Raw genomic sequence first — 12,130 nt, forward strand, 5'->3', positions numbered from 1 at the left:
GGAGCAAATAAATGGCATTACCAAGAAAACTAAAAGGCCTAAACATTTTCGTTGATGGCCAAGGCTACGCAGGCGAAGTTGAAGAAGTCACCATCGCCAAACTTACCCGTAAATTTGAAGGCTATCGCTCTGGCGGTATGCCTGGTGCAGTGCACATCGATATGGGTTACGACGACAGCGCGTTAGACCTCGAATTTACGCTAGGTGGCGTCAATGTCGACATGATGGGCAAGCAAGGCGTACAAACCATCGATGGCATTCAACTGCGTTTTGCTGGCGCAATTCAGCGAGACGATACCAACGAAGTACAAAGCGTCGAAGTCGTATGTCGTGGCCGTTTTAAAGAGTTTGACCCTGGCACATATAAAGCCGGTGATAACAGTACAACCAAAGTCACTATGCTGAACACTTACTACAAGATCATCTTAGATGGTCAAGTTTACCGAGAAATCGACTTAGTTAACTTTGTCGATATTGGCCCAGACGGCACTGACGCACTGGCTGCACTTCGCCAAGCTATCGGCCTTTAAACTTAATCTTCCCCTTAGCCTGTTAGCGCAGGCTTTTTTAAAACATATTAAGAGACAAAACCATGTCAAAAGCAGAATTAAAAACAGTAAAACTCGAAACGCCAATAAAACGTGGTGAAACAGAAATAACTGAAGTAAAACTTCGTAAACCAAAAGCAGGCGAATTACGTGGTTTATCACTGTCAGATTTATTAAACCTAGACGTAAACGCTGTGGCCACATTACTACCGCGTATCAGTGATCCAATTCTAAATAAACAAGACATCGATGATATGGACGTCGGTAACCTGGTGTTATTAGCGGGTGAATCTGCAAATTTTTTCGTGCCGAAGAGTTTGAAGGCGTAGCACTTCCCGAGTTTGTAGACGAAGCGATGGCAGATATTGCCATCGTTTTTCGTTGGCAACTTAGCGAAATGGATAGCCTTGAAGTGCAAGAACTCATGCAATGGCGAGAAAAAGCCATTGTTCGCTGGAATCAAATCAACAACCCAGAAGATGATTAAGAGAGCATAGCATGGCGAATAAGCTCGAAATTAAACTGTTACTTAATGCACTAGATAAAGTTTCAGCCCCATTTAAAAAAATACGTGCTGCAGGTGGCCATACAACAGAGCAGCTTCGCAAAACTCAACAGCGTATTGCTTCACTCAACAAAACCTCGTCACAAATTGAGGGTTACCGCAAAATTAGCAAGTCTTTAGGGGTTACTTCTGCAGAGTTGAAAGAAGCACAAGCAAAAGTTAAACAGCTTGCACAGCAAATGGAGCATGCCAAAGCCCCCAGTAAGGCGCTAACTAAAGAATTTGAGCAAGCCCGAGCGGCTACTGTGAAGCTCAATACACAAGTTAAGCAACTGACAGCCACTAAACACAAGCAACGCGAGGTTTTACGCGAAACAGGTATCGATACAAAGCAATTAGCTGCACATCAACGCACGTTAACCATTGACTTATCTAAAGCCAATAAACAACTAGCAGCACAAAAAAAGCACCTGCAAGGCGTTGCCCAACAACAAAAGCAATTAAGTAAGGCCAAGCGCCAACTTGATAGCGGTTTTAACTTACAAACCAACATGGCCACAAATGGCGCCGTTGGTGCAGCAACCGGCACAGCCGCACTGTATGCAACAGGCCAGTTTTTACAACCAGGTTTAGAATTTTCTGCAGCACAATCTAAAGTGCAGGCTCTAACACGACTAGACGAAAACGACCCAGCATTAAAAGCATTACGTAAACAAGCGCGAGAACTTGGCGCAACAACCAGCTTTACAGCTAACGATGTATCGATGGGTCAAAGCTACTTAGCTATGGCTGGTTTTGACGGCAAAGCAATCCAGCAAGCTATGCCTGGCATGTTAGATTTATCGGTGGCCAATGGTACCGACTTAGCGATCACCTCTGATATAGCCTCTAATATTTTATCGGGCTTTGGCTTGCAAGCTGACCAAATGGGTCGACTAGGCGACGTACTCACAGCAACAACTACTCGTGCAAATGTCGACTTAATCATGCTTGGCGAAACCATGAAGTATGTTGCACCTGCAGCCCGAGACTTAGGTATAGGTATTGAAGAAGCAGCCGCAATGTCTGGTTTGCTGGGTAACGTAGGTATTCAAGCCAGCCAAGGCGGTACCGTTTTACGTGCCTTACTAAATCGACTAAGCAGTCAAACTGGCCCAGCTGCACAAGCAATGGAAGAACTTGGCCTAAAAACCAAAGACGCGCACGGCAATTTACGTGCAATTCCAAACATTCTTCAAGACGTTGTTAAAGCAACAGCCACAATGGGTAATGCCGACCGTGCTGGCATACTGAAAACCATATTCGGTGAAGAAGCCGGCACAGGTGTAAGCGAGTTAATTAAGCAACAAGGCGATGGCGCAATAACAGCCTTTACCGACGTGCTTAAAAATGCCGCTGGCGAGAATGCCAGAGTTGCAAAGGTAATGGCCAATAATGCCAAAGGTGATCTGCAAAGCCTTTCTTCAGCATGGGACGATGTAGGCATTGAACTATTCGAAGGAAACGACTCAGGCATACGCACACTAATTCAAGATGTAACCAGTGTTGTACGCAGTATCGGCAATTGGATGAAAGCAAACCCAGAGCTTACAGCAACCTTGTTCAAAGTCGCAGCTGCAGCCGCAGCATTTGCCGCAATTGGTGGCACGCTTACCGTTATGATTGCAGGCTTAATTGGCCCAATCGTCATGACTAAATACGCATTATCAGTTATGGGAATTAAACATTTACCAATGGTAAGCAAGGGCTTCAAACTTGTTGCGCTTGGTGTTGGTAAGTTAGGTGCAATACTTAAAGTCGCCGCAGCTGCAGCGCGCATATTCTCAGTTGCACTAATTAGTTCACCGATTGGTTTGGTGATCGCAGGTATTACGGCACTTATCACTGCAGGTTATTTTCTGGTTAAACATTGGGACTCAGTAAGTGCGTTCTTCAGTAAAACATGGCAAAAACTAAAACAAGTTTTCAATTGGTCGCCGCTTCAATCGATAGCAAAGGGGTTTAATGAAGCTAAAGCCTGGTTAAGTAATTTGTTACCAAGCATTCAAACTGCTGCAGCCAATAGCTGGAGTCTATTCAAAGCGGTCTTTAACTGGACGCCTTTGGGTTTAATCATCAATAACTTTGGAAGTATAAAAAGTTGGTTTGCTAACTTATGGCCAAGTATCACCTCTATTGCAGATAATAGCTGGCAGAAATTAAAGGCTGTATTTAGCTGGTCGCCTTTGGCATCGATAGCCGGCGGATTCACTTCTGCTAAAACTTGGTTAAGCAGCCTATGGCCAAGCATTAACACAACTGCAGCTACAGGTTGGCAAAACTTCAAAGCGCTGTTTGATTGGTCACCACTTAGCACAATTTCAAATAGCTTTACTGCAACTAAATCTTGGTTAAACAACTTTTGGCCAAACATTCGCGCAACAGCTGAAAATAACTGGGGTTTATTCAAAGCAGTTTTCAATTGGTCGCCACTTAACATAATTTCGAGCAGCTTCACTACATTACGTAATTGGTTAAATGGTTTATGGCCATCGATTACAAATAATGCTCAGTCACAGTGGCAAAGTGTTAAAGCTGTATTTAACTGGTCACCACTTCAATCGATAGCCGGCGGATTTACTTCTGCTAAAACTTGGTTAAGTAACTTACTGCCAAGCGTTCAAACTGCTGCAAAAAATAGCTGGAGTCTGTTCAAGAAGGTATTCGAGTGGTCACCACTGGGTGTGATCATCAATAACTTTGGTAGCATAAAAAGCTGGTTTGCTAACTTATGGTCATCAATCACAAATAATGCTCGGTCACAGTGGCAAAGTGTTAAAGCTGTATTTGATTGGTCACCGCTTCAATCGATAGCAAAGGGGTTTAATGAAGCTAAAGCCTGGTTAAGTAACTTACTGCCGAGCATTCAAACTGCTGCAGCCAATAGCTGGAGTCTATTCAAAGCGGTCTTTAACTGGACGCCTTTGGGTTTAATCATCAATAACTTTGGAAGTATAAAGAGTTGGTTTGCTAACTTATGGCCAAGTATCACCACAATTGCAGATAATAGCTGGCAAAAATTAAAGGCTGTATTTAACTGGTCGCCTTTGTCATCGATAGCCGGCGGATTTAATGCAGCTAAAACTTGGTTAAGTAATTTATTACCAAGTATTCAAACAGCTGCAGCAAGTAGCTGGAGTCTATTCAAGAAGGTATTCGAGTGGTCACCACTAGGTATGATCATCAATAACTTTGGCAGTATAAAAAGTTGGTTTACTAACTTATGGTCAAGTATCACCACAAATGCAGATAATACCTGGCAGAACTTAAAGGCAGTATTTAGCTGGTCGCCTTTGGCATCGATAGCCGGCGGATTTAATTCTGCTAAAACTTGGTTAAGCAGCCTATGGCCAAGCATTAACACAACTGCAGCTACAGGTTGGCAAAACTTCAAAGCGCTGTTTGATTGGTCGCCACTTAACATAATTTCGAGCAGCTTCACTGCAGTGCGTAATTGGTTAAATGGTTTATTGCCGAGCATTCAAAGTGCTGCAGCAAACAGCTGGAGTCTTTTCAAGAAGGTATTTGAGTGGTCACCACTAGGTATGATCATCAATAACTTTGGAAGTATAAAAAGTTGGTTCGCTAACTTATGGCCATCGATTACTAATAACGCTCAGTTACAGTGGCAAAGTTTTAAAGCTGTGTTTAACTGGTCGCCTTTGGCATCGATAGCCGGCGGGTTTAATGCAGCTAAAACCTGGTTAAGCAATCTATGGCCAAATATTAAAGCCACAGCTGCAAATAACTGGGGTTTATTCAAATCGGTTTTCAATTGGTCGCCACTTAACATAATTTCGAGCAGCTTCACTGCAGTGCGTAATTGGTTAAATGGTTTATGGCCATCGATAACAAACAATGCTCAGTTACAGTGGCAAAGTTTCAAGGCTGTATTTAACTGGTCACCGCTTCAATCGATAGCCGGCGGATTTAATGCGGCCAAGAACTGGTTAACTAACCTATGGCCAAGCATTAACACAACTGCAGCTGCAGGCTGGCAAAACTTCAAAGCGCTGTTTGATTGGTCGCCATTAAACGTGATCACAAATAACTTTAATTCGGTAATAAGCTTTTTTACTAACTTGCCAAATAAGTTTAAAAGCTTTGGCGAAATGACCATTGATGGTTTTGGCAACGGTATCAAAAACAAATTGAAGTCTATTAAAGACTCTATATTTGGTATTGGTAAAAGTGCTATTGCCTCGTTAAAACAAACACTAGGCATTGCATCACCGAGTCGTGTATTTGCAACACTTGGCGACCAGACCATGCAAGGCCTGCATGTTGGTATTCAGCGCAGCCAAAACGAGCCACTTAAACAAGTAAACACCTTAAGTAAAACGCTTGCAGGTACCGCATTTGCTATCGGTTCTGTTAGCGCTTTGAGTTTACCAGCCGTTGCACAACCTGCTTTGTTTACGCCAAAAGAGCAACCAACTTTTGTAAATGGATCACAGTTATACCAACCAAACCAAAAGCAAACGGTTACAAAAGCTCAAAGTAAAACCATACACATTGACGCCTCTATCAATGCGCCTATTACCATTCATGCTACGCCTGGTACAAACGAACAAGACATAGCAAGGCAAGTGGCCATTCAAATTGAGCGCATTCAACGTCAACAACAAGCAAAACTCAGAGCAACGCTAGGAGACATAGAATGATGATGACACTGGGCTATTTTGTTTTCGAGCGCAAAACAATAGCCCCACAACAAACTCAACACACAATTACATGGCGCCACTCTACGAATAATAGAATTGGCGCAAGGCCAAGCAGCCAGTTCTTGGGTGCAGGCGATGAAACTAAAGTACTTTCGGGCGTGCTTATGCCCGAATTTACAGGAGGCGAGCCAAGCTTAAACGAAATAACAGCTATGGCCGAAACTGGCAAAGCCTACCCACTCATTGATGGCAGCGGCAACATGCACGGTTTTTTTGTTATTGAAAAAATAACAGCTGGGCGAAGTGAACTTGTTGGTAATGGTGCTGCACGCAAAATTGAGTTCAGTATTAAGCTAAAACGCATCGATGAACAAAACACACAGCAAATTGCACATAAACTTTCAGTAGGTTAAGCATGCAACCAGATTACCAACTCACCGTTGACGGTAAAAATATCAGAGTCGACTCACTGTTAGAAAGCCTAGTACTTACCGACAACCGAGGCTTTGAAGCCGACACCATCGAGATACAACTCGACGACAGCACAGGCCAGCTCGACATACCGCGAAAAGGCGCCAAAATGCAGGTTAAACTTGGTTACATTCACAATGACAAAAGTGAATTAGTCGACAAAGGCACTTACACCATTGACGAAGTAGAACACAGCGGCGCCCCCGATATACTCACAATACGCGGTAAATCTGCCGACATGCGAGGCTCATTACTCGAAACCAGAGAGCAAAGCTTTCACCAAGTAACATTAGGCAGCATTGTTCAAACCATTGCACAGCGTAATGGCCTAACAGCAAAAGTAAGCCCTATGCTCAGTACTGAGTTAATCGATCACATAGACCAGGCAAACGAATCAGACGCCCATTTTTTAACACGTCTTGCAGAACAGTTTGACGCCATTGCCACAGTAAAAAACGAAAACCTTGTGTTTATTTCAGCAGGTCAAGCCGTTAGTGCATCTGGTATGCCATTACCTAAAGTACATATAACCAGACAATCGGGCGACCAGCACCGTTTTAGTATTGCCGACCGCCAAGCCTATGCAGGCGTAACCGCCTATTGGCAAGATGAAAAAGCAGCCATGCGAAAAAGTGTCACGGTCGAAAAGTCTGGCAATGGCTCAGCGCTTTCAGGTGGCGAAGGCATAAAAACCTTGCGCCACATTTACGCATCTAAAGCCACAGCAACCAGAGCTGCAAAAGCAATGTGGGAGCGTATTCAACGTGGCATGGCAACATTCAGCATTACATTGGCACAAGGCAACCCAGAACTATTCCCAGAAACACCCATAACCGTAAGCGGCTTTAAGCCACAGATAGACAGCAGTAATTGGATCCTTAAACAAGTCACACATACTTTAAATAATGGGGGTTATACGTCATCGCTTGAGCTTGAAATTAAGCATCAAGAAAAGGCTCAAGTATCCGAGTAAAAACAATCGGTCTAAATTTGGTTCGATGATTGCAATCAAAATCAAATCGGTCTATATTTAGACCGTGGTCTGAATATAGACTATTACTCAATTTAAACTCTCGTTCTATGTAATAACAAGGCAGCTGTGGAATCGTATGAAACTTGCAACTATCAGCCAAATGAAGGCCAACGCGGCAAACTTGCCCGATGAACTTGGTTTTAGCCCGTTGTTTGTTACCCAAAATGGCAAAGAGTCATTAGTGGTGCAAACGCACGAGGCATACCAACATCAGCAAGAAAAAATGGCATTCATGACGCTATTATTAAATTCGCGAAAAGACATCGAAGCCGGTAAAACCGCGCCGCTAGATGACTTTTTAAGTACTATCTAATACAGGAATAAAATGAAGAATGTAAATTTTAAAATTACTGAAAAAGCACAATTTCAAATTAAAGACGCAATCAAATGGCGCACTCATACCGAGGGCGAAGAGATAGCGAGGGATAAAATAAAGTCGACCATAGCTGACTTTCAAAGTCAGTTAGCAACATTTCCTGAAAGCGGCAAGGCGTGCAAGTACTTCGACGCCCCTGAATACAGAGAAATAGTGAAAGACGACTATCGGTTCGTGTACGAAATACGCGAAACCGACAATAATTTTGATATTTACATACTGATTTTCTGTCATGTAAAAATGGACTACGAGACACTACTCAAACAGTCCAGTTACTTTTAAACAAAACAAAGCCAGCTACTCAGCTGGCTTTTTCATCATAAAACTAAAATTAACTTACAGCTAAATCATATTCACCGCTTTCAGGTATTTCACCAGTTTCAACCAAATGTCTGAATTGCTCATTAGTTAATATAATAGAGCCTAGAACTCTGGCCTTTTCAATCTTTTTAGGGCCAGCATTTTGTCCACAACATAAAAAAGACAAGTCTTGCACGACGCTTTTAGCAACATGTAAATTGTTATTTGTAGCTAAAGTTTCTAATTCTTTTTTAATAGCAGCCTTAAACCCTGTAAAGCAAATTGATAACTGCCGCTCTTTGGGGGTGACAATTTGTGCATGGTAAAGACGTAAATTGAACTCTTCTAAATCAAGAGTCTCAAGCTCAAAATCATTTAACTCTTCAAGGCTCGAAAACATTCTTAAAACACGATCTTGTCTAAAAGTTCTATATCTTTTATCGGCAGCGCCGAGCGCTTGAAAATATTCATCAGAAACAAATGTGTTTATTAAGTGAAACTTTTTGATCTCATCTTTAGCATTGCAATAAACAATGAATGCCTGACCATCTACTATTAAATCATTGTTAAAAATAACCTTTTCCATGATTAATCCTTTTTTTACATTGATTGAAGTGTATTTAAATCACTTGAATTTATAACTTAAAAAAGGACTGTAGTCACATTTGATATTAAAAGTATCAAGCACTCAGGTATGTTGTTGAGATTATTGGAATATTTAGCTGTTAAAAAAATGTTTCTATTTTCGTATAAAAAATGAAATAATTAATAAACTATAGCAGTTAAACAAATTGCTTTGAGTATGCTTGGTTGTAAAATGGACAAGATTTATAACCAAAAAGTCATTTATTATGAATGACATAAATAAGGAAAAGCACTATGAAATCTCACCCACACAATCAAGCTTTTGTACTTACAAAAGAACAATCAGTTTTTGTAAGTGGCGGTAATGGCCACGGTGTCGAACCAGAAAAAGGAAAAGATACCAACGCAACAAATAAAGCTGAAAGTTTAAGTACAATTACACTTAGAGCACTAAATGTAACACCAGCAGGTAATGGTTCAGGTAACGAGCCAACAAATCCATAAATCAAGGAGTTTGCAGTGGGTAGCTATATTAGCCTTGTGTACGAAATCGCTAACTATTTATGGATAGCGACCATTTTAGTGATCATCGCTGGCGTTTACTTTAAAGCTAACAGTTCAACATTAATCTCACTAACTTTGTGGCTGATTATTGATTTGATTGCTTATCAAGTTGCGCCGAAGATTACTGCAATGGAAGGAGATATTAAGCTTCACGTTTGGTATACAACCTGGATTGCATTTGATGCGATTGGTATATGGCTGCTACTGCTTTTACATACAAAGCTACGGATAGCAATTAGCAAGTTAAGTCTCTTTACAGCAATTAGCTTTTTTGCACTTCTATTACTGCAAGCAGCTCGATACATTGACCGTATAGTGCTTGAGACAAATATGCTTGCTGAAATCTACAAATTCTGTATTCCAGCCATTCAGTTTACCGTACCAATAATGGCGGTTTTTTGGCTTTATACGACATTCAGAACCAAGGAGCGAGTAACCCAATGATCGCATTTTCATTGTTAATCATCTCAGCTTGTGTGTATTTATCTACAAAGTGCATGCAAGTTCTTATTCGGTTTCATGAGACAACCGAAGGTAATGCAGCGCAAGCTGCTAACGAACCATTGGCCCATAAGCTATGCATGCAGTCATACGCTGCGCGCAATATGCCAAATACATTTGCAAAAATTAAAGCAGATGAAGAGTACGAACAAGCTTTAAACGGTTATGTCGAAAAGCTTGTTAACGTAGAGGCTGAAAATACAGTAAGTATGATAAGACCAAAGGTAAGTAAAGAAGCCCATTATCCTTTAAGGGCTGTTAAATAGTTAGTTACAACCCAGCCGATAACGCCTCATCTTGGTTGGCGTCATCGGCAGGTATCTGCTTTTCAGAAATATACTGCGCCAACTCTTGCAGTTGTTCAAATTGAGTTTCATCAAGTTTCAAAAACTTTAAACGACACGCCAAAACCAACAATTCATCTACCATTTCAGGAAAATCATTGGCTGTTAACTTTGGCTGAGTAAGCACGTTTATTGAATTATTTTTGAAGTAATCAGGAATAAAGAACATCCAATGTTCTATCCAATCGTAACCAGGCAATAAACGAAGCACAGAAGTTATCTGCTCAGACTTGTCAGTGCTTAAGTTGCGCTCACCTCTACGAACGCCCATGAAATATGTGTAATCAATAGCAATACCTTGCTCACCAGCTTGGCGAACGAGCTCTTTAACTTTGCTTTTACCAATAACAGTGTTCATGTTATCTACAAATACGTCTTTCGCGTTCATTTAAAATGTGCCTATAGTCATCTTTTAAATGATTATAGTGTTATTTTACTATCGAAAACAAACTTCAAATTCAAAAAATTGATCATTTATGACTTTCTTAATGATTTCAGCGTTTGATTTTTGCAAGAAAGGACTCATCTGCACCCCTAAAATTAAAGTTTAGTGAACTTAAATCAAATAAAATATGACTATCGGCATAATAAAGTTGACCAAAAGCATATTTTTTACTTTAATTAGCTAAATTCTAGGACGATAGAAACATTAAGGTAAATTCTATGACGACAAATCAAATACGCAGTGCACTGCTTAAAATGCACAACACGCGTGGGCAGCTCATGGATTTTTGCAAAGCTAACGAGCTGAATTACAACCTCATTTTAAAATTCATCAGTAATCCAAGTCGCCAGCTTTGGCACGATAATGCACAGAAGATCATCGATGCATTGCCAGAGCAATTTAAACATGAGCTAAAAGGTGCAGCGTAATGAAACTTAAAAACGGCCAAGGTATTGATTGCCCACATTGTGGGCATAGAGCAAAGCAACGCAGAACAGAAATTAAAAGCACGTTCACCCGTGAAAAGGTTTACCGCTGCGAAAATGAACACTGTAATCATGTGTTTGCCACACTCGAAGAAGTGGTTCGCACCATTACACCAAGTGCAAGCCCAAACCCAGCCGTTCACCTACCTATGAGCGAACGCGCCAAGTGGTGCGAGAGCCAGCGTAATAAACAAGCCAGTTAAAACCCGTTTATATCCATAATAATAACAAGGAGGCTTAAAAATATGACAATAGGCACAAAAAACAACTTGCACAACCCAATAGGCGATGCCATACTTTTCACCGTTCCCTTAAGCAAGGAACAACCATGCAGGTGGATTAAGCACCCACAGGCAGTGAGACAAAACGAAAATTTGACGAACTCTATTCCTCCATATCAGCGTATTTCGCTGATATACGCATTTTTACGCTGTATATGGGGGCATGGGTCGGGAGCCAAAGAAAACGCCCCCTCTGTGTCTTTCGTTTTGGGACACTGCTTTGCGGCTACCCGATCCACCATAAATATTAAGTTATTTATGGAAATACAAAACGTGATATATACATTCTTAATTGCAACACGCAATCAAACCCTTTCAAAACTTTCTCGCATTCGTACTGTTTCTGCTACTGCTGACTCTGAAGAGCAAGCTCGTGCTCAGTTAAACGGTTTACCACTGGTTTTTGTTAGCTGTAAAGCTAATAAGGCAGGTGTGTAATGCGCACTCAAGCTGAACACTCAGAAAATGCAAACTTCGACGCTGCTCTTTATTGGGCAGGTAAACCAATTAAAAAATATGTTTGCACAGTAAAAGATGAATGCGGCGAAAATCAAACCGTTATTTGTGGCTCTAGCACTAGCGACAGAGCTGCAGAAATCGCCATTCAAAATAGCTACCTAACTGGCTCGCTGGTATGCACTGAGGTGCGTTTAGCCACACCAGAAGATTTAGGCGCCACCACAATTTTACAACCTACAATCAAAGAAAAGCTGCACCAGTTTGCCAAAGGTAATAACTTGCAAGAGCTTAATATTACTGATGGCCATGTGTTAGTAGGCAATGCGCCAGCCATTGCTTATGTAAACACAGTAAAAGAGCAGCATGTACGCTTAACCGCAGCATTAGCCGATTGTCTTGCCATAATGGCCCAGTGCCAACAAAACCACGATTACCCTAAAACATTCGATAGCCCCATAGGCACACTAGCATGGGATGCCACAGTAACCACCGCACGTTTACTTTTGCAAGAAGGTAACGCAAATGCTTAA

At 41.4% G+C, this 12,130-nt stretch carries 17 protein-coding genes; 15 read left to right on the plus strand and 2 right to left on the minus strand.

All coding sequences use genetic code 11. The features are described from left to right. Window positions 1-11 precede the first annotated feature (11 nt). The 8 genes from ACH784_RS10340 (at window position 12) to ACH784_RS10375 (ending at window position 7,918) form a co-directional block, all read left to right on the plus strand. Window positions 12-530, plus strand: a complete 519-nt coding sequence (locus ACH784_RS10340; protein WP_404389912.1) for a phage major tail tube protein — start codon at window positions 12-14, stop codon at window positions 528-530. Between the two features lie 62 nt (window positions 531-592). Then, window positions 593-877: a phage tail assembly protein gene (locus ACH784_RS10345; RefSeq protein ID WP_404389914.1), complete on the plus strand. Its 285-nt coding sequence runs from the start codon at window positions 593-595 to the stop codon at window positions 875-877. Between the two features lie 26 nt (window positions 878-903). Beyond that, a complete protein-coding gene (locus tag ACH784_RS10350; RefSeq protein ID WP_404389916.1) occupies window positions 904-1,035 on the plus strand; it encodes a GpE family phage tail protein in 132 nt (43 codons plus the stop codon). An 11-nt stretch (window positions 1,036-1,046) separates the two neighbouring features. After that, window positions 1,047-5,756, plus strand: coding sequence for a phage tail tape measure protein (locus ACH784_RS10355; protein ID WP_404389918.1), 4,710 nt, complete (start codon window positions 1,047-1,049; stop codon window positions 5,754-5,756). Then, a complete protein-coding gene (locus tag ACH784_RS10360) occupies window positions 5,753-6,169 on the plus strand; it encodes a phage tail protein (protein WP_404389920.1) in 417 nt (138 codons plus the stop codon). Before ACH784_RS10355 ends, ACH784_RS10360 begins: the two co-directional genes overlap by 4 nt. 2 nt (window positions 6,170-6,171) lie before the next feature. Continuing rightward, window positions 6,172-7,200 carry a phage late control D family protein gene (locus ACH784_RS10365; RefSeq protein ID WP_404389922.1) on the plus strand — a complete coding sequence of 343 codons (1,029 nt, stop codon included), beginning with the start codon at window positions 6,172-6,174 and terminating at the stop codon, window positions 7,198-7,200. Window positions 7,201-7,336: 136 nt separating this feature from the next. Further along, entirely contained in the window at window positions 7,337-7,573 is a 237-nt protein-coding gene (locus ACH784_RS10370) for a type II toxin-antitoxin system Phd/YefM family antitoxin (protein WP_404389923.1), read from the plus strand. Between the two features lie 12 nt (window positions 7,574-7,585). Beyond that, a complete protein-coding gene (locus tag ACH784_RS10375) occupies window positions 7,586-7,918 on the plus strand; it encodes a type II toxin-antitoxin system RelE/ParE family toxin (protein ID WP_404389925.1) in 333 nt (110 codons plus the stop codon). A gap of 49 nt (window positions 7,919-7,967) precedes the next feature. Here ACH784_RS10375 and ACH784_RS10380 read toward each other — a convergent pair whose 3' ends face one another. Next, complete coding sequence (locus tag ACH784_RS10380) at window positions 7,968-8,522, minus strand: BRCT domain-containing protein (protein WP_404389927.1); 555 nt, start codon at window positions 8,520-8,522, stop codon at window positions 7,968-7,970. A gap of 293 nt (window positions 8,523-8,815) precedes the next feature. Here ACH784_RS10380 and ACH784_RS10385 point away from each other — a divergent pair, with 293 nt between their 5' ends. From ACH784_RS10385 to ACH784_RS10395, 3 genes are read left to right on the plus strand one after another with little or no spacing between them, the layout of a single operon-like run. Further along, window positions 8,816-9,025: a hypothetical protein gene (locus ACH784_RS10385; protein ID WP_404389929.1), complete on the plus strand. Its 210-nt coding sequence runs from the start codon at window positions 8,816-8,818 to the stop codon at window positions 9,023-9,025. Window positions 9,026-9,040: 15 nt separating this feature from the next. Then, complete coding sequence (locus ACH784_RS10390) at window positions 9,041-9,529, plus strand: hypothetical protein (RefSeq protein ID WP_404389931.1); 489 nt, start codon at window positions 9,041-9,043, stop codon at window positions 9,527-9,529. Next, entirely contained in the window at window positions 9,526-9,852 is a 327-nt protein-coding gene (locus ACH784_RS10395) for a hypothetical protein (RefSeq protein ID WP_404389933.1), read from the plus strand. The genes ACH784_RS10390 and ACH784_RS10395 overlap by 4 nt, the downstream gene beginning before the upstream one ends. Before the next feature lie 4 nt (window positions 9,853-9,856). On the opposite strand, the gene ACH784_RS10400 is transcribed toward ACH784_RS10395, so the two are convergent. Continuing rightward, complete coding sequence (locus tag ACH784_RS10400) at window positions 9,857-10,318, minus strand: hypothetical protein (RefSeq protein WP_404389935.1); 462 nt, start codon at window positions 10,316-10,318, stop codon at window positions 9,857-9,859. Window positions 10,319-10,593: 275 nt separating this feature from the next. On the opposite strand from ACH784_RS10400, the gene ACH784_RS10405 reads away from it, so the two are divergent. The 4 genes from ACH784_RS10405 to ACH784_RS10420 all read left to right on the plus strand — a co-directional run bounded on the left by ACH784_RS10405 (window position 10,594) and on the right by ACH784_RS10420 (window position 12,130). Continuing rightward, complete coding sequence (locus ACH784_RS10405; protein WP_404389937.1) at window positions 10,594-10,803, plus strand: hypothetical protein; 210 nt, start codon at window positions 10,594-10,596, stop codon at window positions 10,801-10,803. Then, window positions 10,803-11,063 (plus strand): ogr/Delta-like zinc finger family protein, encoded by a 261-nt coding sequence (locus tag ACH784_RS10410; RefSeq protein WP_404389939.1) that lies wholly within the window; start codon window positions 10,803-10,805, stop codon window positions 11,061-11,063. Before ACH784_RS10405 ends, ACH784_RS10410 begins: the two co-directional genes overlap by 1 nt. A 336-nt stretch (window positions 11,064-11,399) precedes the next feature. Next, window positions 11,400-11,579 (plus strand): host cell division inhibitor Icd-like protein, encoded by a 180-nt coding sequence (locus tag ACH784_RS10415; RefSeq protein ID WP_404389941.1) that lies wholly within the window; start codon window positions 11,400-11,402, stop codon window positions 11,577-11,579. Next, the gene (locus ACH784_RS10420; RefSeq protein WP_404389943.1) at window positions 11,579-12,130 is read left to right on the plus strand and encodes a hypothetical protein; all 552 of its coding nucleotides are present in this window, start codon (window positions 11,579-11,581) and stop codon (window positions 12,128-12,130) included. Before ACH784_RS10415 ends, ACH784_RS10420 begins: the two co-directional genes overlap by 1 nt.

The sequence above is a fragment of the Pseudoalteromonas phenolica genome (assembly GCF_044788725.1).
Classification (GTDB): Bacteria; Pseudomonadota; Gammaproteobacteria; order Enterobacterales; family Alteromonadaceae; genus Pseudoalteromonas; species Pseudoalteromonas phenolica_C.